At 66.5% G+C, this 21,122-nt stretch carries 15 protein-coding genes; 7 read left to right on the top strand and 8 right to left on the bottom strand.

What is annotated here, in order from left to right:
- Nucleotides 1-5: 5 nt before the first annotated feature.
- On the bottom strand, nucleotides 6-1,463 hold the full coding sequence (gene xdhA / locus AC1DOQ_RS01090; RefSeq protein WP_477359314.1) for a xanthine dehydrogenase small subunit: 1,458 nt from the start codon (nucleotides 1,461-1,463) through the stop codon (nucleotides 6-8).
- A 205-nt stretch (nucleotides 1,464-1,668) separates the two neighbouring features.
- Here xdhA and AC1DOQ_RS01085 point away from each other — a divergent pair, with 205 nt between their 5' ends.
- The 4 genes from AC1DOQ_RS01085 (at nucleotide 1,669) to AC1DOQ_RS01070 (ending at nucleotide 6,871) form a co-directional block, all read left to right on the top strand.
- On the top strand, nucleotides 1,669-2,226 hold the full coding sequence (locus AC1DOQ_RS01085) for a ClpP family protease (RefSeq protein WP_477359311.1): 558 nt from the start codon (nucleotides 1,669-1,671) through the stop codon (nucleotides 2,224-2,226).
- Between the two features lie 61 nt (nucleotides 2,227-2,287).
- Nucleotides 2,288-3,586 (top strand): HlyC/CorC family transporter, encoded by a 1,299-nt coding sequence (locus AC1DOQ_RS01080; RefSeq protein ID WP_477359308.1) that lies wholly within the window; start codon nucleotides 2,288-2,290, stop codon nucleotides 3,584-3,586.
- A gap of 300 nt (nucleotides 3,587-3,886) precedes the next feature.
- Complete coding sequence (gene pilB, locus AC1DOQ_RS01075) at nucleotides 3,887-5,614, top strand: type IV-A pilus assembly ATPase PilB (protein WP_477359305.1); 1,728 nt, start codon at nucleotides 3,887-3,889, stop codon at nucleotides 5,612-5,614.
- Between the two features lie 21 nt (nucleotides 5,615-5,635).
- The gene (locus AC1DOQ_RS01070) at nucleotides 5,636-6,871 is read left to right on the top strand and encodes a type II secretion system F family protein (protein WP_477359302.1); all 1,236 of its coding nucleotides are present in this window, start codon (nucleotides 5,636-5,638) and stop codon (nucleotides 6,869-6,871) included.
- Here the strand turns inward: AC1DOQ_RS01070 and AC1DOQ_RS01065 are convergent.
- The 3 genes from AC1DOQ_RS01065 to AC1DOQ_RS01055 are packed head-to-tail and all read right to left on the bottom strand — an operon-like array spanning nucleotide 6,868 to nucleotide 11,280.
- Nucleotides 6,868-7,446 (bottom strand): DUF1648 domain-containing protein, encoded by a 579-nt coding sequence (locus AC1DOQ_RS01065; protein ID WP_477359299.1) that lies wholly within the window; start codon nucleotides 7,444-7,446, stop codon nucleotides 6,868-6,870. The two genes, AC1DOQ_RS01070 and AC1DOQ_RS01065, sit on opposite strands and share 4 nt — an antisense overlap.
- A 56-nt stretch (nucleotides 7,447-7,502) precedes the next feature.
- A complete protein-coding gene (locus tag AC1DOQ_RS01060; protein WP_477359296.1) occupies nucleotides 7,503-8,834 on the bottom strand; it encodes a carbohydrate porin in 1,332 nt (443 codons plus the stop codon).
- Nucleotides 8,835-8,886: 52 nt separating this feature from the next.
- Nucleotides 8,887-11,280: a glucose/quinate/shikimate family membrane-bound PQQ-dependent dehydrogenase gene (locus tag AC1DOQ_RS01055; RefSeq protein ID WP_477359293.1), complete on the bottom strand. Its 2,394-nt coding sequence runs from the start codon at nucleotides 11,278-11,280 to the stop codon at nucleotides 8,887-8,889.
- A gap of 276 nt (nucleotides 11,281-11,556) precedes the next feature.
- On the opposite strand from AC1DOQ_RS01055, the gene AC1DOQ_RS01050 reads away from it, so the two are divergent.
- Both AC1DOQ_RS01050 and AC1DOQ_RS01045 read left to right on the top strand, forming a co-directional pair.
- Nucleotides 11,557-12,837: a DUF3472 domain-containing protein gene (locus tag AC1DOQ_RS01050; RefSeq protein ID WP_477359290.1), complete on the top strand. Its 1,281-nt coding sequence runs from the start codon at nucleotides 11,557-11,559 to the stop codon at nucleotides 12,835-12,837.
- Between the two features lie 23 nt (nucleotides 12,838-12,860).
- Nucleotides 12,861-13,511, top strand: a complete 651-nt coding sequence (locus AC1DOQ_RS01045; protein WP_477359287.1) for a choice-of-anchor J domain-containing protein — start codon at nucleotides 12,861-12,863, stop codon at nucleotides 13,509-13,511.
- Here AC1DOQ_RS01045 and AC1DOQ_RS01040 read toward each other — a convergent pair.
- Complete coding sequence (locus tag AC1DOQ_RS01040) at nucleotides 13,492-14,304, bottom strand: AraC family transcriptional regulator (protein ID WP_477359284.1); 813 nt, start codon at nucleotides 14,302-14,304, stop codon at nucleotides 13,492-13,494. The genes AC1DOQ_RS01045 and AC1DOQ_RS01040 overlap by 20 nt on opposite strands.
- Nucleotides 14,305-14,388: 84 nt before the next feature.
- On the opposite strand from AC1DOQ_RS01040, the gene panB reads away from it, so the two are divergent.
- Nucleotides 14,389-15,231 (top strand): 3-methyl-2-oxobutanoate hydroxymethyltransferase, encoded by an 843-nt coding sequence (gene panB, locus AC1DOQ_RS01035; protein WP_477359281.1) that lies wholly within the window; start codon nucleotides 14,389-14,391, stop codon nucleotides 15,229-15,231.
- Here panB and AC1DOQ_RS01030 read toward each other — a convergent pair.
- The 3 genes from AC1DOQ_RS01030 to AC1DOQ_RS01020 are packed head-to-tail and all read right to left on the bottom strand — an operon-like array spanning nucleotide 15,216 to nucleotide 21,115.
- A complete protein-coding gene (locus AC1DOQ_RS01030) occupies nucleotides 15,216-18,221 on the bottom strand; it encodes a TonB-dependent receptor plug domain-containing protein (protein WP_477359279.1) in 3,006 nt (1,001 codons plus the stop codon). The genes panB and AC1DOQ_RS01030 overlap by 16 nt on opposite strands.
- Nucleotides 18,222-18,252: 31 nt before the next feature.
- The gene (locus AC1DOQ_RS01025) at nucleotides 18,253-19,749 is read right to left on the bottom strand and encodes a hypothetical protein (RefSeq protein WP_477359276.1); all 1,497 of its coding nucleotides are present in this window, start codon (nucleotides 19,747-19,749) and stop codon (nucleotides 18,253-18,255) included.
- 4 nt (nucleotides 19,750-19,753) lie between these two features.
- Nucleotides 19,754-21,115, bottom strand: coding sequence for a Gfo/Idh/MocA family protein (locus AC1DOQ_RS01020; RefSeq protein ID WP_477359273.1), 1,362 nt, complete (start codon nucleotides 21,113-21,115; stop codon nucleotides 19,754-19,756).
- Nucleotides 21,116-21,122: the final 7 nt, after the last annotated feature.

Here is a 21,122-nt window from a genome sequence, read left to right as displayed (position 1 = left end):
TCTCCTTACGCGAATACGTTGACTGCTTCGGCCGGCAGCGGATTCTCGGCCCGCGTTTCGAGCCAGAAGCGGCGCAGCAGATTCTGCGCGCCCCGCATGCGGTAGGTATTCGAGGCGCGCATGTCGGTCAGCGGCGCATAGTCCCTGGCCAGCGCCGCCATCGCATCGGCCAGCGCGGCCTCGTCCCAGGCGCGGCCCTGCAGCAGGGCCTCGGCCGTCGCCGCGCGCTTCGGTGTCGCGGCCATGCCGCCGAAGGCGATCCGCGCCTGCCTGACGGCGCCATCGTCGAGCTCGAAGGCAAAGGCGGCGCACACCGCCGAGATGTCCTGGTCGAAGCGCTTGGCCAGTTTATAAGTGCGGAAAGCGACGCCCTCGCGCGGCAGCGGAATCCGCAGCGCCTGCACGAACTCGCCCGGCTGCAGGTCCTTCTGCTGGTAGCCGAGATAGAAGTCTTCCAGCGCCAGCTCGCGTTCGCCGGCCGGGCCGCGCAGCACCAGGCGGCTGCCGAGGGCGATCAGCCAGGGCATCGAGTCGCCGATCGGCGAACCGTTGGCGACGTTGCCGCCGAGGGTGCCGGCGTTGCGGATCGGCAGGGAAGCGAAACGCTGCCACAGCTCGGACAACTCGGGATAGCGCGCGCAGATCGCCGCATAGGCATCGTTCAGGGATACGCCGGCGCCGATCTCGAGCAGGCCCCCGTGTTCGCGCACGGATTTCAGTTCCTCGACGTGGCCGAGGTAGACGATGTCGGTGAGTTCGCGCATCTGCTTGGTGACCCAGAGGCCGACGTCGGTCGATCCGGCCAGCAGCACGGCTTGCGGATGGGCGGCGCGCGCGGCCACCAGTTCGTCGACGGTGCGCGGGGCGTGGAAGGTCTGGCCCTGTGCGCTGTAGACGGCGCCCGCTTCGCGCTGCAAGCCGCGCAGGGTGGCGGCCAGCGCCTCGCGGTCGAAGTCGACGCGCGGCAGTTCGGTCATGCGGCGGGCGGCGTCGATGATGGGACGGTAGCCGGTGCAGCGGCACAGGTTGCCGGACAGGGTATCGTCGATCTCGCGGCGCGAGGGACAGCCCTGCCCTTCGCTCTTCAGGTACATCCCCCACAGCGACATCGCGAAGCCAGGCGTGCAGAAGCCGCACTGCGAGCCGTGGCACTCGACCAGGGCCTGCTGCACGGGATGCAGGGCGCCGCCGGCCTGCTGCAGGTCTTCGACGGTGAACAGGGCCTTGCCGTCCAGGGTCGGCGTGAACTGGATGCAGGAGTTCACGGCCTTCATCTCGAGCCGGCCGTTTTCCAGCGAACCGATCACCACGGTGCAGGCGCCGCAGTCGCCCTCCGCACAGCCCTCCTTGGTGCCGGTGCAATGCAGGTCTTCCCGCAGGTGCTGGAGGACGGTCTGCGTGGGGGCGGCGCCGTTCACTTCATGGACGGCCCCGCGGTAGAAGAATCGGATCGGTGTGGACATTGTTGCCTCGGATTTAACCCAGCGTGCGAGATTAACATCGGCGGGGGCGCATGATATATCCGATTGATGATTTTGAATATCATCAATATAGAATAGTTCAACCAAAGCTCTCATCCCAGTATATTCCCGGTGCGGGCCCGTCGGCTGAACGAGACGAGGCGAAACGCCGGAACTTGCTATGCTTGAGCCGTCTCGAGGAGGAAGCATGGCGCTGCACATCGTTCATTTCATTGGTCCCATCAACGCCAACTCGGCCTGCACGGTGCGCAACCTTTGCCTGCAAGCCCTGCAGAGCGGCGCCAGCGAAATCGAACTCCATATGTCGACCGAGGGCGGCAACATGACGGCCGGCTTCGCCCTCTATTTCTTCCTCAAGTCCCTGCCGCTGCCCCTCACCACCTGGAATGTCGGCAGCGTCGAATCGGTCGGCGTCGCGATCTTCCTGGCCGGCCAGAAGCGCTACGCCTGCCCCGGCACCCGCTTCCTGATCCACCCGCTGCACTGGGGCTTCGGCAACCTGGTGGCGGCCGATCACGCCCGCATCTCGGAATGGCGCGACTGCCTGGATTTCGACGCCGAGCGCTATGCCTCGATCTTCGAAGACGCCACGCACGGCGCCCGCAAGCCCCAGGACATCCGCGGCTTCCTGACGGGCAGCTCGCGTATCTACACGGCCGAGCAGGCTGCCGAGGCGGGGATCGTCCACGATGCGCGCCAGGCCCGATTGCCGGAGGCGGGTACGACTTCGCATTGGTGGAACTGAACTTGCAGCCCCCACCCCCGTACCTTAGAATCGACCTCTCCCCGATTCTTCACGGTAAACCTTGGAATCCGTACCCCTTTGGGCGCTCGTCCTCGCCCTCGTTCTCCTGATTCTCTGCTCGGCCTTTTTCGCGATGGCGGAAACGGCCCTGATGGCAGCCAATAAATACCGCCTGCGCCACCTGGCCAAGCGCGGCCACCGCGGCGCCGTCACCACCCTGTGGCTGCTGGAGCGTACCGACAAGCTGCTGTCGCTGGTGCTGATCGCGAATACCCTGATCAATGCGATGGCCACCGCCCTGGTGACGGCGATCGCGATCCTGTTCTTCGGCCACGAGGAAAGCGTCATCACGATCGCCACCGCCAGCGTGGCCTTCCTGCTGATCGTGTTCGCCGAGATCGCGCCGAAAGTGATCGGCGCCACTTATCCGGAACGCATCTCGCTGGGCACCAGCCTGGTGCTGCGGCCGCTGATGAAGCTGGCCAAGCCGGCCATCTGGTTCGTCAACCTGTTCGTCTCCGCTCTCTTGCGGCCGCTGGGCATCCGCGGCGGGGCCGACGCCCACCAGCAGCGCCTGTCGCCGGAGGAATTGCGCACCGTCGTGCTGGAGGGCGGCAACTTCATGCCGCAGAAGCACAAGAGCATCCTGCTCAACCTGTTCGACCTGGAGAAGATCTCGGTCGAGGACATCATGACCCCGCGCAGCCAGATCGAAGCCCTGAACCTGGCTTCACCGGTCGAGGACATCGTGGCCGAGCTGACCACTTCCTACCACCGCAAGCTGCTGGTCTATGAAGGCGAGATCAACAAGGTGGTCGGCATCCTGGCGGTCCGCAAGGCGGTCCGGCTGCTGAACGAGGCGGACGAGCTGACGGTCGACCACATCCGGGGATTGCTGAACGAGCCCTACTTCATCCCCCAGGACACGGACGTCTTTACCCAGCTTCAGTATTTCCAGGAAAACAAGGAAAGGCTGGGCATCATCGTCGACGAATACGGCGAAGTGCAGGGCCTGGTCACGCTCGAGGACATCATCGAGGAAATGATCGGCGACTTCACCACCTCGACCCCGAGCAATGCGCGCGCCGACGCCATGGCCTGGAACACGAAAGGCGAATGCCTGCTCGAAGGCAGCACACCTCTGCGCGACATCAACAAGAAGCTGGGCCTGGAATTGCCGCTGGACGGGCCGAAGACGGTCAACGGCCTGCTGCTGGAACTGCTGCAGGAAATTCCCGAGTTTCCGATTGCGCTGAAGGTGGGCCAGTGCGTGATCGAAGTGGTGCAGGTGCAGAATCAGTCAATCAAGATCGTGAAACTGTTGCGGCCGGCTGCCGTCAAACGGTGGCTGGCGGCCTGAAAAGCCGCCACGTCGCCCCCGCGAAGGCGGGGGCCCAGGTTTGTATGCGTTTCCTTAGCTCAAGCAAACTTGGATTCCCGCCTCCGCGGGAACGACGATGTGCTTTTGCCCACCCAGGAGCCGCAATGACCCCAGCCACCAGCTTGTCACCTCAGCAATACCATTCCGTCTACGTGGTATGCACGCCTCTCTCCCGACGCCAATCTCTTTACAAATTTGATGCCTGCGGGCATGATCCCAAGCAGCCGCCGGGCATCACCGTCCAGCCCGGCCCCTTGTCGCCACTCCGTCCCTGATCCTATGGCAGCAGTCCTCCCCAACACGACCGCAGGCACCGCATTGCCCGGGTTGGCGCGCGCCCTGGTCCAGGCGGGGCGATTGACGCTACCGCAGGCGGACGGCCTCCAAAAGAAGGCCGTCGCCGACAAGGCTGGTTTCATCGACACCTTGCTCGGCGCCGGAATCATCGATGCGCGGGGCCTGGCGGTATTCTGCGCCGAGACCTTCGGCTATCCCCTGCTCGACCTGTCCACCTTCAGCGTAGACTCCCTGCCCACCAACGCCATCGACGCCCGCCTGATGCAGGGCCAGCGCGTGGTGGCGCTGTCCAAGCGCGGCAACAAGCTGTCGGTGGCGCTGTCCGATCCGACCAATTCCCAGGCCCTGGACCAGATCAAGTTCCAGAGCGAAGCCTCGGTCGAGCCGGTGATCGTCGCCCACGACGTCCTGCTGGCCCTGCTGGCCGGCCTGTCGAAGAACGCCGAACAGAGCATCAGCGAGCTGGTCGGCGACGATGCCGAGATCGAATTCGCCGACGACGAACCGCAGGCCGCGGCGGTCGAAGCCGCCGCCACCGAAGTCGAGGACGCGCCCATCGTGCGCTTCCTGAACAAGGTGCTGATGGACGCGATCACGCTGGGCGCCTCGGACATCCACTTCGAGCCCTACGAAAAGCAGTACCGGATCCGCCTGCGCGTGGACGGCGTGCTGCGCGACCACCTGGCGCCGCCGCTGTCGATCCGCGACAAGCTGGTCTCGCGCATCAAGGTGCTGGCCAAGCTCGACATCTCCGAAAAGCGCGTGCCGCAGGACGGCCGCATGCGCCTGGTGCTGTCGCCGACCAAGTCGATCGACTTCCGCGTCAGCACCCTGCCGACCCTGTTCGGCGAAAAGACGGTCATGCGTATCCTCGACGCCACCCAGGCGCAGATGGGCATCGACTCGCTGGGCTACGACCCGGACCAGAAGGCGCTGCTGATCGACGCCATCACCCGCCCGTACGGCATGGTGCTGGTGACGGGGCCGACCGGCTCCGGTAAAACCGTGTCGCTATATAGCTGCCTGAACCTGCTGAACAAGCCGGGCATCAACATCTCGACGGCCGAAGACCCGGCCGAGATCAACCTGCCCGGCGTGAACCAGGTCAACGTCAACGAAAAGGCCGGACTCACCTTCCCGGTCGCCCTGAAAGCCTTCCTGCGCCAGGATCCGGACATCATCATGGTCGGCGAGATCCGCGACCTCGAAACCGCCGACATCGCCATCAAGGCCGCCCAGACCGGCCACATGGTGTTCTCGACGCTGCACACGAACGACGCGCCGTCGACGCTGACGCGCCTCATGAACATGGGCGTGGCGCCCTTCAACATCGCCTCCTCGGTGATCCTGATCACGGCCCAGCGCCTGGCGCGCCGCCTGTGCACCTGCAAGCAGCCGCTCGACATCGAACGCGACGTGCTGAAGGCGGCCGGCTTCCGCGACAGCGACCTGGACGGCGAATGGAAGCCCTACGGCCCGGTCGGCTGCGAACGCTGCCTGGGTTCCGGCTACAAGGGCCGGGTCGGCATCTACCAGATCATGCCGATCAGCCCAAGCATCGAAGCGCTGATCCTCGCCAACGGCAACTCGATGGAGATTGCCGCCCAGGCCGAAAGCGAAGGCGTGAACTCGCTGCGCCGCTCCGGCCTGATGAAGGTGAAACAGGGGCTGACCAGCCTCGAAGAAGTGCTCGGCTGCACCAACGAGTAGTAACTCAATACGGGAAAACACATGGCAACTTCGGCCCAAGTCCGCACCGCTGGCGGCGCCCAGATCAAGGAGCATGTCTACGCCTGGGAAGGCAAGGACAAGACCGGCAAGACCGTGCGCGGCGAGATGCGCGCCGGCGGCGAAACCATCGTCAACGTGACCCTGCGCCGCCAGGGCATCATGGTCACCAAGGTCAAGAAGAAAGCCTATCGCAGCGGCAAGAAGATCGTCGACAAGGACCTGACCCTGTTCACGCGACAGCTCGCCACCATGATGAAGGCCGGCGTGCCGCTGCTGCAATCCTTCGACATCGTCGGCAAGGGCCACGCGAACCCGTCGATGTCCAAGCTGATCATGGACTTGCGCGCCGACATCGAGACCGGCACCAGCCTGAACAACGCCTTCCGCAAATACCCGCTCTACTTCGACCCGCTGTTCTGCAACCTGGTGGGCGCCGGCGAACAGGCCGGTATCCTGGAAGACCTGTTGACGCGCCTGGCGATCTACAAGGAAAAGACCCTGGCCCTGAAGGGCAAGATCAAGTCGGCCCTGATGTACCCGATCTCGATCCTGGCGATCGCCTTCATCGTCACCGCCGTGATCATGATCTGGGTGGTGCCGGCCTTCAAGGAAGTGTTCACCACCTTCGGCGCCGACCTCCCGACCCCGACCCTGGTGGTGATGGCGATGTCCGACTTCGTGGTGAAGTGGTGGTACATCATCTTCGGTTCGCTGTTCGGCGCCATCTACTTCTTCTTCCAGTCCTGGCGCCGCTCGCTGAAGATGCAGCAGGCTATGGACCGCCTGATGCTGCGCCTGCCGGTCTTCGGCGACGTGATCCGCAAGGCGACCATCGCCCGCTGGACCCGCACCCTGGCCACCATGTTCGCGGCCGGCGTGCCGCTGGTCGAAGCCCTCGACTCCGTCGGCGGCGCCTCCGGCAACGCGGTCTACCTGGACGCGACGAGAAAGATCCAGACCGAAGTCAGCACCGGCACCAGCCTGACGGCGGCCATGCAGAACGCCAACGTGTTCCCGAACATGGTCACCCAGATGGTCGCCATCGGCGAAGAATCCGGCGCCCTCGACGGCATGCTGGGCAAGGTTGCCGATTTCTACGAAGAGGAAGTCGACGAGGCGGTGAGCGCGCTGTCTTCGTTGATGGAACCGATGATCATGGTGATCCTGGGGGTGCTGATCGGCGGCCTCGTGGTGGCGATGTATCTGCCTATCTTCAAGCTGGGGTCGGTGGTTTAAGGCCTGCCGCGACTCACGAAGCGAGAATGGAGCACCGCCACCAACGGTGCTCCAAACGCCAGCACGAACACCCCCAGCACCTTGTCCCCCCGCTCCAGCCCGAAGGCGGCAACCAGCATCCCAAGCCCGCTCAAAACAAAAATCCAGCGCCCGGCCTTGCGCGATTTGTCGAGTGCCCCGATCGCGATATAGAGCATGCCCAGCGCAAGGGCAATATAGTTGCTGGTATCGACCTCACGCCCCAGCGCATGAATCGCGATGACGGCCTGGATTGCAAGCTGGACGAACAGCAGCCGCGAAAACACGGTGCGCCGGACCCGTGCCGGCGGGACCGACTCTCCCGACGACGAAAAGCCCTGCGGCGAGACGGACATCAGGAACCACACCACACAGGCGACGATCGGAATGATGAAAAGGCCTGCCCACTCCCCGACCCAGGCGTCCGGCCTGCCATCCGAACCCCAATGAATCACGACCTGCCCACCGGCAGGCAGTTCGTGGATCGTCCAGAGCGCAATGCCGAACATGGCGGCAATGAGAATCGCATTCAGGGCTGCAGCGAAAAGCTTGTTCAATTTTTCCCTTGCAATCAGTTAGCGCTTCCAGAATACCAGCTCCCACCCTGCGCGCATTAGAACCTGATGCTCGATTTCAGGCCGATCACGAAAGCGTTGCCGTTGCGTGTGGTGCCGCCCGGATGCACGATGTACTGCAGGTTGGGACGCAAATATACCGAGGGCAACGGCACCCAGGAGTAATACAGCTCGCCCACGTATTCGTAGCCGTCGCCCGCGACGGTGTCCTGGCCGGTGCGGGCATTGTTCTGGCGCGTGAAATCGGCGAAGCGCCCATTGTTGTGGGTGGCGCCCACGGCAAAGCCGATCGAGTCCTGGGCGCGGCTCCCGAACGGGCCCTTGTACTGCACGCCCAGTGTGAGCTGGTGGTCCAGCTGGGCTGTGTCGTGGTCGGCCTGCGTGAAGTTCAGGAACAGCGTCGCGCCGCTGCCCTTGGCCGTTCCGCTCACCTTTTGCTGCAGGCTCAGGTAGGCGCCATACTGGCCGTCGCCCTCGAGCGGCTCCAGTCCGGTCAGGCCGCGCGGGTTGTGGTTGCGGTCGAAGAACAGGTCCTTGCCATCCGACGTGTTGTACCAGGCGCCCAGCTTGTAGGAGCCCGGCAGGCCCTGCCAGTCGGGCTGCCAGCCGACTTCCAGCGGGATCAGGGCGCCGGTCGTGCCGCTCGGGTTGTTCGGCTTCCAGCCGTTGTGGCGCGCGTAATTGTCGTCCACGTATTTCGGATTGACCTGGTAGACGCCCAGCTGCACGTAGCTGTCCTCGGATGGGTGGTATTTGATGCGCGTGGCCCATTGGCTGGTCGGCCAGTTGACCCAGTAGTTGCCGACCAGGTTGCCCGGCTGGGCGCTGCAGAAAGTCAGGTTCTGGAAGTCGCAGGAAAAGCTGAAGAAATCCTCGCTGAGGGTCATGCGGCCGAACTTGAGTTCGAAGCGGTCGTCAAGCAGCTTCTGGTTCAACCACAGCTGCGTCAGGTGCCAGGTCTGGCCGCGTCCATAGACTTCCTGGATCAGCATGTCGTTGCCGATGTGCGCGTCCGCGCCGAGATTGCGGCCGTTGCGGTCGGTCATGGTGAACTGGAAGGTGCCGCCGCGCCAGCCCCAGCGCTTGTCCATGTCCACCGTGGTGCCGAATTCCCACTGGTCGGTGTCGCGCGTCAGGTGCTCGGTGCCGCCGCTGAAGTTGTGGGCCAGCTGGTTGCCGTAACCGAGGTTGAACACCACGCCGCGGTCGGCCAGCTGCTTGCGCAGGCCGCCCCAGTCGCCGCTCAGGTTGGGTCGGGTCGTGATGTCATCGGCGTGGACGGTGACGGGGCCGAGCAAGGCCGCCATGGCAAGGGCGCCGGACCGGACCAGGGAGCGTCGGGAACGGAAAAGCCTGTCTAGCGTCGCCATGGGTCCTCCCTGCTTTGAAACTTTGGAGTCGCATCGGGGCGATGGAGTTCACCTAGGGCAGCGCGTAGGCGATCACATAATCGCCCAGTCTGGTGCCAAAGGAACCGTGACCGCCCGCGGCGATCACGACGTACTGTTTGCCGTCGACGGCATAAGTCATCGGCGTGGCCTGGGCGCCGGCCGGCAGGCGGGCTTGCCAGAGCTGCTTGCCGGTGTTCACGTCGAAGGCGCGCAGATAGTAGTCCGCGGTCGCGCCGATGAAGGCGACGCCGCCGGCGGTCACGATCGGGCCGCCCAGCATCGGCATGCCCATCTTGAAGGGCAGCGGCAGCGGCGAGCTGTCGCGCACCGTGCCGATGCGCTTCTTCCACACGATCCTGTCGGTCTTCAGGTCGATCGCGGCGATATAGCCCCAGGCCGGCTGCTTGCACGGCAGGCCGATCGGCGAGAGGAAGGGGTTCAGGGTCACGCCGTAGGGCACGCCGTATTGCGTCTGCAGGCCCAGTTCCGAGCCGCCGCCCTTCGCGCCGGGCACCGGTTCCACCGGATTGTCCGGGCCGCGCGGCACCAGGCGCGAGACGAAGGGCAGCGCGATCGGATTGGCGATGGCGATCTGGCGGTCGGTGTCGACGGCGATGCCACCCCATTCGAACATGCCGAGGTTCCCCGGGAACACGAGCGTACCCTGCACCGAGGGCGGCGTGAAGGTGCCTTCGTAGCGCAGGCGGTGGAAGATCACGCGGCACACGAGCTGGTCGTACATGGTCGCGCCCCACATGTCGGCATCGGTGAGCAGCTTCTGCGGGCGGAAGCTGAGTTCGGAGAAGGGCTGGGTCGGCGACACCCGGTCGCCGGGCGCCGCGCCCTGCGGCACCGGCCGTTCGGGCGCGGGCACGACCAGCGCGCCGGTACGGCGGTCGAGCACGAACAGGTTGCCCGTCTTCGTCGGCGCGAACACGACCGGGATGGTCTTGCCGTCCTTGCCGGTGATGTCGGCCAGCGTGGGCTGGGACGGCAGGTCCATGTCCCACAGGTCGTGGTGCACGGTCTGGTAGAACCAGGCCAGCTTGCCCGTCGACGCATGCAGCGCCAGCAGGCCGGAAGCAAAGCGCTCCTGGTCGGGCGTGCGGTTGCCGCCCCAGATATCCGGCGTCGATACCCCCATCGGCAGGTAGACGATGTCGAGCTGCGCGTCGTAGGCGGCGGGCGCCCACGAGTTCGGCGAATTCCATGTGTAGTGTTCGCCGGGGCCCGGAACCCTGTTCGGATCGGGCGCACCCGGATCGAAGGCCCACAGCAGCTCGCCCGTCCTGACGTCGAAGCCGCGGATCACGCCCGAGGGTTCGCGCGTGGAGTAGTTGTCCTCGACCGCCCCCGCCACCACGATCACCTTGCCGGTGACGACCGGCGGCGAGGTCGGTTCGTACATATTCCTGGCCTGGTTCGTCACCGGCATGCCGTGCTGGAGGTCGAGGTCGCCCTTGTCGGCGAAGTCGGCGCAGCGCTCGCCGGTGAGCGCGTCGAGGGCGTAGAGGTGGCCGTTATTGACCGGCAGGAGAATGCGGCGCGTGCAGGCCGGTGCCGGACCGGCAGCTGGAGTCTCGCCCTGCGCCAGGTCGACATGGGACACGCCGCGGCAGGTCACGTGCTGGAAGCTCGGGTCGGTCCGCAGTCCCGGATCGAACTTCCACTTCAGCGCGCCCGTCTTCGCATCGAGGGCGAACAGCTTCTGGTGCGGCGAGCACAGGTACAGCAGGTCGCCGATCTTGACCGGCGTGACCTCATCCGTGATCTCGGCGGGGTCGCCCGGCCCCTTCATGTCGCCGGTGCGGAAGGTCCAGGCCACCTGCAGGTTGCTGGCGTTGTCCGGCGTGATCTGCCGCAGCGGCGAATAGCGCGTGCCCTCCTGCGTGCGGCCATACGCGGGCCAGTCGGCTGGATCATTGGCGCCGGTATTCACGTTGGCGTTGGCGTTCGCCGCTTGCGGTCCGGCGGCCGCGGCGAAGCGGCCGTCGACGGCCTGCGGATCGCTGAAGGCTGCGTAGAGCAGCACGCCGGCCCAGATCAGCAGCGCCCCAAGCAGCGCGCCGCTGTCGAACCTGGGCGGCGCCACCGGACGCAGGCTCACCAGCAGCAGCCAGACGCCGAAGACGACCAGCACGCCCGAGCGCGGCGCGAGCGCCCAGAAATCGGGTCCCGACTCCCACAGCGACCAGGCCGCCGTGCCGACCAGCACCAGGGCATAGAGCGCGAGCGCGCCGGGGCGGCGGCGCAGCAGCAGCCATGCCACGCCGAGCAGCACGATGCCGGTGATGAGGTAATACGCCGATCCGCCCAGCGACAGCAGCCAGGCGCCGCCGATCAGCAGATACAGCCCTGTCAGCACGGTGAACAGGAGGCTGACGGCGCCGGTGAATCCCAGCGGCCTTGCTTGTTCTGTGGACATGATGATCTAGCGCTTGAGCCTATGCAGACAGGATCAGCTTACACCTCACGCGGGAATTGGCGCGCGCCAAACCATCTCAACAAAACGAAAGTTGAAAATCCAGCCCAGCCATAAAACGAAATATATATTTGGTGTTTCAACACATTATCGGCATAAAACTTATGTTTTTGTTGACGATACTTTCTTTTGTTCGTAAATTAGCCGGGCAATCGTAATAAAAAAGAAAGAATATTCATTAATATCTTTCGATTTATGACAATCACATAAGGAGATGCAATGGAACGCAGGATCAAGTGTTTGAATGCTGCCGCCTTCGCCGCCGCCGTCGCCCTGGCGCCTTTGCCGGCAGCGGCCAACGACGCCGTGGTCGCCCTCGCCGGCAACGCCTTCGTCACCAGCGCGGCGCCGAACGCCGCCGAAGTCATCACCAGCAATGGACTCGGCAACTGGACCAGCGCCGGCACCGTCACCAGCACCTACTTCCGCGTGGCCGCATCGCCCAACTGTTCGCGCAGCTGCCCGGCGGCGGTGACGGTGTCGCTCAATGCGCGCCTGGCCGGCAGCACGCGCAGCACCGTCCGCGTCAGCATCAACGGCACGCCCTTCGACGTCACCTTGACGGGCAACGTTACCCGCAACTACCCGGTCGGCACCGTGATCGTCCCGGCCGGCTATGTGAAGGTGGACCTGCAGGGCGTGAGCAAGGATGGCGGCTATTTCGGCGACGTGTCCTCGATCGGCGTGTCGACCGAGGCGACGCTGAACTACGCGAACGATCCGGCCAACTACTACTGGTCGCGGCGCGGTCCTTCGGTGCACCTCGGCTTCACGGTGCCGGCCAGGACCGAGTACTTCTACAACGAGGTCACGGTGCCGCAGGGCCAGGACAAGATCGGCTCCTACTTCATGGCCAACGGCTTCACCGGCGGCTACTTCGGTATGCAGGTGAAGTCGCCGAGCGAGCGCTGGATGCTGTTCTCGGTCTGGGATGCCGACAACGGCGCCAGGACCACCCTGGTGAGCAAGGGCGGCGGCGTGGTCGACAACGGCTTCGGCGGCGAAGGCACGGGCGGCCAGTCCTACCTGCGCTTCAACTGGATCGCCGGGAATACCTACCGCTTCATCACCCGCGCCCAGCCCGACGGCGCCGGCGGCACCGATTACTCGGCCTGGTTCTTCGCGCCCGAAACCGGCGCCTGGAAGTACATCGCCACCTGGAAGCGGCCGGGAACCTCCGGCTACCTGACCGGCGTCTACTCCTTCCTCGAGAACTTCATCGACACCAACGGCTACATGGAGCGCTCGGCCGACTACGGCAACCAGTGGGCGCGCTCGAACACCGGCAGCTGGACCGAGATCACCACCGCCCGCTTCACCGGCGACGCCACCGCGGCCAACGCCCAGCGCATGGACTATGCCGGCGGCCGGCGCGGCAGCGGTTTCTACCTGCGTAACGGCGGCTTCTTCAGCAACTACGTGCCGATCAACCAGAGCTTCACCCGCCCGGCCACCGGCACCCCGCCCGCCGTCGACCTCAACGCCCTGCCGCTGCAGTGAGCGCAAACCACCAGGAGACCATCATGTTCAAACGATCGCCGCGTGCAGTCTTCCTCGCCGCCCTTCTCGTCCTTTCAGGCGCCGCCCAGGCCAACATCATCGAAGGCTTCGACGACATCGCCAGCCTGGCCGCCAGAGGCTTCATCCTGCGCAATGCCGGCGCGCCGGCCGGCAGCAACGGCTTCTTCCAGGGGAACAGCCGGGTGTTCGGCGCCCAGAGTGGTGCGCCCGGCGCCTACCTCGGCGCCAACTACCAGAGCGCCGCCGCCGGCGGCAGCATCGACGACTGGCTGATCAGCCCCGAGTTCTCGACCAGCGCCGGCGGCACCATCTCCTTCTATGTGCGGGCGGCGGCGGACCAGGGCTACGCGGACCTGTTCCAGTACGGCCTGAGCACGGGCGGCACCGGCGCCGCCGATTTCGTCCTCGGCAGCCTGGGCACCGCGCCGACCGGCGACTGGACCCGCGTCAGCCTGGACTTCGCCGGCACCGGCACGCCGGGCAGCGTCGGCCGCTTCGCGATCCGCTACACCGGCCCGGCGGACACGGCCAACTACATCGGCTTCGACACGCTCTCGCTGCCGCTGCCGGAACCGGCCAGCCTGGCGCTGCTGGGACTCGGGCTGGCCGGCCTCGGCGCCAGCCGCCACGGGATCAGGCGCTCGGCCCGCTGACGGCAGCGTCGCCGATGAAACGGCTGGGCGCCACGCCCAGCGCCCGCCGGAACATCGCCGAGAACGCGCTCTGGCTCTCGTAGCCCATGCGCGCCGCGACCTCGCCCAGCGGCAGGCCGCGGACCATCAGTTCGATCGCGCGTTCCAGTCGCAGCTGCTGGCGCCAGGCGCCGAAGCCCAGATTCATCTCGTCGCGGAACAGGCGCGCCAGCGTGCGGGCGCTGGCGCCCACCTGGCCGGCCCAGTCTTCCAGGGTCCGGTGCGAGGCCGGATCGGCGGCCAGCGCCTGGCACAAGGCCTGCAGGCGGCGGTCGCGCGGCATGCGCAGGCCGAGCGACAATGCCGGCGCCCTCCCCACTTCCACCAGCAGCAGCTCCGTCAGCAGGCGCCGCCGCCCGTCTCGCTGTTCGTCATCGCTGGGATCCGCCGCCAGCAGGGCTTCGAACAGCGCCCGCGTGAGCTCGGATATCTCGATCACCGCGCAGGAGTCTACGGCGCGCGGCGCCGCCTCCGGCGCCACGTAGATGGTGCGCAGCTCGACCTCGCCCAGCATGGTCACCTCGTGCTCGACGTCCGGCGGAATCCACACCGCGCGCAGCGGCGGCACGATCCACATCATCTCCTGCGCCTCCACCTGGATGCTGCCCCGGAAGGGATAGGCGATCTGCGCCCAGGCGTGGCGGTGCTTCGGTACCCGCAGCTTGGGCGCGGGCCGGCGCAGGTTGACCGTCACCGGCTCCGCGATGGAGGGGATGCGGCGCGGGTCGGGGTCGAAATCGAGGAATGTCAGCATGTCGACAATTCTTGTCAGTTTGCCGAAATCCTGTCAAGGCGCCGCTGCCTAGAATGGCGGCTTGTTCCAACAGGAGACCGTTCGATGAGCACTCACACTACCGTCCGCCGCATCACCGTGCCGCAGATCCGCGCCATGAAGGGACCGGGACGCATCGTGTCCCTGACCGCCTATACGTGCTTGATGGCGAAGCTGATGGACGACTGCGTCGACCTGATCGTGGTCGGCGATTCGACCGGGATGGTGGCCTACGGGATGGAATCGACCCTGCAGGTCGGTCTCGACATGATGATCGCCCACGGCAAGGCGGTGGTGCGCGGCGCCGCGCGCGCCTGCGTGGTGGTCGACCTGCCCTTCGCCACCTACCAGGAATCGCCGCGCCAGGCCTACCGGAATGCGGCCAGGGTGCTGGCCGAAACCGGCGCCCAGGCGGTCAAGATGGAGGGTGGGGAAGAGCTGCTGGAGACGGTGGATTTCCTGGTGCGGCGCGGGATCCCGGTAATGCCGCACATCGGCCTGCTGCCCCAGCACGTGCAGGCGATGGGTGGCTTTCGCTACCAGGCCCGCACGCCGGAGGAGATCGCCGCGCTGGTGCGGCTGGCGCGCGGCCTCGAACAGCGAGGCGCCTTCTGCCTGCTAATCGAAGGCACCAGCGAGGCGGCGGCGCGCGCCGTCACCGAGGCCGTGGCGATCCCGACCCTGGGCATCGGCGCCTCACCCAGCTGCGACGGCCAGGTGCTGGTCACCGAAGACATGCTGGGCCTGTTTTCCGACTACCGGCCGCGCTTCGTCAAGCAGTATGCCGCGCTGGCCGACAACATGCGCGAGGCCTTCGGAAGGTACCGCGACGAAGTCCGCGACGGTACTTTCCCGAGCCTCGATCACTGCTTCGCGGCGGCCGGCGCCGCGGGTCAGAAGAACTTGTAGGCGACCGACACCGAGAACTGGCGGCCGAACAGGTTCTGGCTGTGGTTATAGCCTTCCCAGCCGTTCGGATCGTAGTACGGGCGCTTGTCCAGCAGGTTCTTGACGTTCAGCCCCAGCTCCAGGTTCTTCACCGGCTTCCAGTTGAAGCCCAGGTTGACCGTGGTGTACGACGGCGCGCCGTCGCAGGAGCTCTCCGGCAGCGACACGCCGGCCGCGGTGCAGTTCTCCGGCGCGTTGTCGGTGTCGTAGGGACCGTAGGCCCATTTGGTGCGGCCGGTGAAGTTCACGAACAGGCTGGTCACGAAATTACGGTAGCTCCAGTCGGCGTTGACGGTCGCACGCAGGCGCGGCGAATCGTAGTAGCCGACGTAGTTGCCCGAGAAGCCGCTGCCGTCGTCGTAGTTATAGGTCTCGCGGCGGCGGATGGTTGCCGCCACGCCCGTGTTCAGCTTGCCCCAGGCGCCCAGCGAGAAGCGGGTGCGCGCATCGATGTCGAAGCCGTCCACCAGCGTGCGCCCGCGGTTCAGGTAGGAGTTGATCAGGCCGCCCAGGTTGCCGACCGAGTAGCTCGGCACGCCGCCGGCGCAGGCCGCGGCATTCGCCGCATTGGCGCACATGCTGCGCACCGCCGCCATGTTGGCGCGGTCGGCGTCGGTGAGATCGTTGCGGATCGCCTGGCTGGTGCCTTGCAGCGCCGGGCCGTACTGGTCGACCAGGTCGGTGAACAGCTGGTTGAAGTCCTGGCGCACGATCTCGTTGCGGCGGTTGACGATCCAGTAGTCGATCGAGATGCTGACGTCGCGGGCCGGCTGCAGCACCACACCCAAGGTGCCGATCTTGGCCTTCTCCGGCTGCAGGTTCGGATTCGGCGGGGTCAGGCCGCCCACCGTGGTCGAGCAGTTCGAGTTCAGCAGGGTCTTGCCGAGATCGACGTCGGTCGGCGTCACCGATTTCATCAGCAGGCGCGCCATCGCATTGGTCTCGTCGCAGCGCACGGTGTCGCGGATGCCGCCGACCTGGGCGAACACGCCGCCCTCGCCCGATTCCGCCAGGTTGGGCGCGCGGAAGCCTTCCGAATAAGTGCCGCGCACCAGCAGCTCGGGACGGGCGCGCCACTGCACGCCGATCTTCGGCGCCAGGTTGGCGGCAAAGTGCGGGTACTTGTCCAGGCGCGCCGCCGCGTTCAGTTCCAGCTTGTCGGTCAGCGGCACCACCACTTCGCCGAACACGGCGCCGATGGTACGCTTGCCGTCGAACCAGGAACCGCCCTGCTGGGTGATCAGGCCGTTGGCGGCATCCGGATTGCCCGGGGTCTCGAAGCTCTCGCGCATCAGGCTGGTGCCGACGGCGGCGCGCACCTCGCGCTCGCCGATCTTCGCGATCGTGCCCTCGATCTTGGCGTCCCAGGTAATCAAACGGGTCCAGGACTGGATGTCGAAGGTCGGGAAGGCTTCGCGCAGCAGGGCCGCATTGGCTTCGCTGATCTCGCCGAACTTGTAGGCCGGATTGTCGGCGATGTAGGGACGCTTGGTGACCGGATCGATGGTGGTCGGGCCGAACGCCTTCTCGAAGCCCTTGGTGTTGATGTTGGTGGTCTGGTACAGGGTCGAATGGCTGCCGGCGACGGCCAGCGCGGTCTCGAAGTCCCAGTCGCCGAACACGGTGCCGCGCAGGCCGGCCAGCGCGCGGTAGCTGTCGTCGATATTCGTCTGGCCGAAGTGGCCGGGCGCATCCTGCAGGATGTAGTTCAGGCCGGCGGCGCCGCCCATCTTGGCGGCCATGTCCGGATCCAGCCTGCCCTTCAGGTAGACGTTGTTCGGTCCCAGGTAGGGATTGACGAAGGTGTTCAGCGTGGTCCCGGTATTGCGCGCGAACCAGTTGCTGGTGCTGCCGCTGTTGAAGGTGCGCGGGCCGTTCTCGCCGCGCATGCGGATATGGGTGTAGGCGCCTTCGGCGAAGCCTTCGAGGCTGTCGCTGATGCGCAGGCGGCCGGCCAGGTAGCCGGTGGCGCGCTTGGAGGACGGGCCGGTGTCCAGCGCATACGGCAGGTTGTTCCAGATGCAGCGGGTGCCCGATGCTTCGACGATCGAGGACGGGCAGCCGTTCACCGCGCGCTGGGTGCGGGCATTGTTCTTCAAAGGGTCGAACACGAAGAAGGTACCGGGGTTCATCGTGCCCGGCTCGCTGCCGGTACCGATGCGGAAGTTCGGGATGAAGTTCGGGTTGTTGACGTAGAAGTACTCGGGGCGCTTGTCGTAGGTGTCGGCCAGGGCGATGCGGTCGCGCTGGTAGAGGTTCAGCGAGCCGTAGACGTTGTAGCCGTCGTTGCCCAGGTCGCCCCTGCCGAACAGGATGCTGCCCTGGCGCTCGCCATAGGACGAGACCCGCGACGAGGAATCGTTGCTGCCGCGGACTTCGAGGCCCTGGTAGTTCTTCTTGGTGATCACGTTGATCACGCCGGCCACCGCATCCGAACCGTACACCGCCGAAGCGCCGTCGGTCAGCACTTCCATGCGTTCGATCGCCGCGGCGGGAATCGCGTCGATGTTCACGAACATGGTCTGGAAGCCGGCCGGCGCACCGTAGAAGGACAGGCGGCGGCCGTTCAGCAGCACCAGCGTGCCCTGGGCGCCGAGGCCGCGCAGGTTGGCCTGCGAGCCGCCGTCGGAGCCGGTGAACATCGAGCGGAAGTCTTGCTGGGCCGGACGCGCGGCCGGCAGGTTGTCGAGCACCTGCAGCAGCGTGCGGGCGCCCATGTTCTCGATCTCCTTGGCGTCGATCACCTGCACCGGCGAGGCGGTTTCGGCGTTGATGCGCTTCAGGCTCGAACCGGTCACTTCGACCCGCGCCATCTTCGCTTCCTGGCGCGCGTCGTCGGACTTCGCCGGCTTGTCCGCCTTGACCGCCTGGTCTTCCGCCTGGCCGGCAGCGACGGCGCTCGACGCCAGTCCAGCGGCCGCCAGGGCGGCCAATAATGTCTTCAGTTTCATGTCTCTCCTCCTGTGTTGTTGATCTTGTGTGTCAGCTTGTGTGAAGCAGCAGCGCCGATCCGGCCGGCAGCGCGAGTTGGAGCCCGCCGTCGCGCGCCACCGGCGGCATGTTCCGGTAGCGCAGGGTCCAGCCAGCGCCCGGCGCCAGGGCGCCCTCGCCTTCGCCGAAGGCCAGCGCGTAGCGCGCCTCCAGGCCTGGCGCCCGCAGCGGCGCGGCGCGTACGCGGGCGCCCTTCGGCAATCCCGTGAGGCTGAGCAGCCGCGATTCGGTGGCACTCGTATTGATGGCGACGATGCGCACGCCATCTCCGTGCGCGGTCGCGTACACGCGCAGGCCCGGCAGCGGGTCGGCGCGTTCGAGTTCATAGAAGCGGCCGCCGGCCAGCAGCCGGGCGCACAGCAGGCCGTAGTACAGCGGGCGCGGCGCGAAGCCGGTCTCGAGGTCGCCGCCGATCGGCGAGTAGTTCGATGCCGCCGCCTCGATGCGCGCCAGGACGTCCTCGCCGCGCTTGTCGATCCCGCGGCCGCGGGTGTCGTGGCCTTCGAGCGAGCTCTCGATGCTGCGCCGCGGGCCGCCCTGGAAGCAGATCCCGGTGGCGCCGTTGAACGCCGCCGACAGCGTGAAGTCCAGTCCCCACAACGCCGAGGCGAAGGCGTTGCTGACGCCGTCGCGCCCGCCGCGGTAATAGGAATTGGTCTCGGTCAGCCAGAAACCCTGCGGGTGGCTGCGCGCCGCCTGGGCCAGCGCGGCGATCTCGCGGTCGACATCGCTGTCGTGCAGCAGGATGTCGGCCAGCGATCCGCGCTCGGCCGCCTCGCGGTAGTAATGGCGGCTGAGCAGCACGGACGCCGGCACCTCGTTCCCGAAGCGCTGCACCCAGTCGGTGTTGGCGCCGCTGTCCGGTCCCGCGATGCCTTCACGGCCGAGCGGCGCGGCCAAGCGGTCCCAGGCCGCCTTGTAATCCTCGTAGCGCTTGAAGTAGTTGTTCGCCTCATTGCCGACCTGGAGCGCCAGCAGGCGCGGGCCCAGCCGGCTGCGCACCATGCGGGCATGGCGCTCGACCAGGTCCACGCTGCCGGCCCGCATGTTCAGGCCGAACACGACTTTCCAGCCGGTAGCGTCGAGGAAGCCGGCCAACGCATCGATCGCGTCCGGGTTCACGTCGTAATAGGGCTGCACCCGTTCGCGGTCGCGGTACAGCGGGTGCAGCACCGGCAGCGGGCCGTCGAAGCCCGCCGGTTTCGCCAGGTCGCTGGTGTTCCCGCCCAGGCGCAGCACGCCGTGCGGATTCAGGCGCCGGAAGGCGTCGACCAGACCGGTGTTGGCGGCCGCGAAGAAGCGCGGGTCGCGCAGGTTGTCGGTCTCGTAGCTGAGCCCGACGATGGTCTGCGCAACCGTGTTGCCGGTGGCGCGCGCCGGGATGGCGATGCGCGCACCGGCCGCCGTGCCGGCGGCAGAAGCGGCGCTGGAAGCCAGCGGCAGCGCCATGGCGGCCATGCCCTGGATGAAGCTGCGTCGGTCGAGCATGGGATCAGTAGCGGTCGTCGAATGCGAAGATCGGCTTGCGGTCGCGCCAGGCGCCGCGCGTGAAGTCGGGGAAGTCCAGGGTCTGGAAACCCTGCGCCACCGACTGCTCGGACAGCGGCGTGATCGCGCTCCAGGTGACGGCGTCGTAGATATCGATCGGCATCGGCGCATCCGCCTTCAGCGCTTCGACGAAGGCGTGGATCACGAAGAAGTCCATGCCGCCATGGCCGGCGCCGGCCGCGCGTTCGCCATAGCGGCGCCACAGCGGATGGTCGTACTTGTCCTGCCAGGCCTGGAAGGCATCCCAGCTGTGCGGCTTGCTCACGCCTTCCACGTGCACGCCCTGGTTCAGGTCCATCCACAGGCCTTTGCTGCCCTGCACGCGGAAGCCCAGCGAATACGGGCGCGGCAGCGAGGTGTCGTGCTGCAGCAGGATCGTTTCGCCGTTCTCGGTGGAGAGCGTGGTGGTCACCACGTCGCCCAGGCTGAACTTGAGCTTCGTGTTCGGATGGCCGGGCGACTGGCGCTCGATGTAGTCATGCAGGCCGCGCGCCTTGGTGGCGAAGCTGTTGATGCGGGTGAAGCGGTTGCCGCGGTTGATGTTGGTGTACATCGCGCAGGGGCCGATCCCGTGGCTCGGATACAGGTCGCCGTTGCGGCGCACCGAGTGCAGGGTGCGCCAGCGCGCCTCGGACCAGCCCTTGTCGCCGAACTCGACCCCGCCGCCATAGACGTGGGCCGCATCGCCGCCGTTCAGCTTCACGGCGCGCAGGTCGTGCTGGTAGCCGCCCTGCAGGTGTTCGAGCTCGCCGAACACGCCGGCGCGCACCATCTGCAGCACCGCCATCACGTCGCGCCGGAAGCACACGTTCTCCAGCAGCATATAGGGGGTGCCGGTCTTGAGCTGGGTGTCCAGCACGTCCCAGTGGTCGCGCAGGGTGACGCCGGCCACCACTTCGCAGCCCACCGGCACCTTGGCGCGCATGGCGTCGATCGCCATCGGCGCATGCCATTCCCAGGGCGTGGCGATGATCACGCCGTCGATCTGCTTCGAATCCAGCAGGCGGCGGTAGGCGAACAGGTCGCCGTCTTCGCCATAGGTGCGCGGACGCGGCTTGCCGGCCTTCTCCACCTGGGCCAGGGCCTGGCCCAGCATCACGGGCTCGATGTCGCACAGGGCGGCGACCTCGACGTCGTCGCGGCGCAGCAGTTCGTGCAGCAGTACCTGGCCGCGCATGCCGGTACCGATCATGCCGAGGCGCAGGCGTTCGCGGGTGGCGCCGAAGACCGGGCCGGCCAGGCCGGCGGCCAGGGCGGCACCGCCGGCCTGGGCGGTCTTCAGCAGGAAATCGCGTCGATTCATCATTTTGTCT

The sequence above is a fragment of the Massilia sp. 01N417 genome (assembly GCF_056399645.1).
Note: the sequence above shows the minus strand (reverse complement) of the source record. Positions and strands in the feature narration are given on the sequence as shown.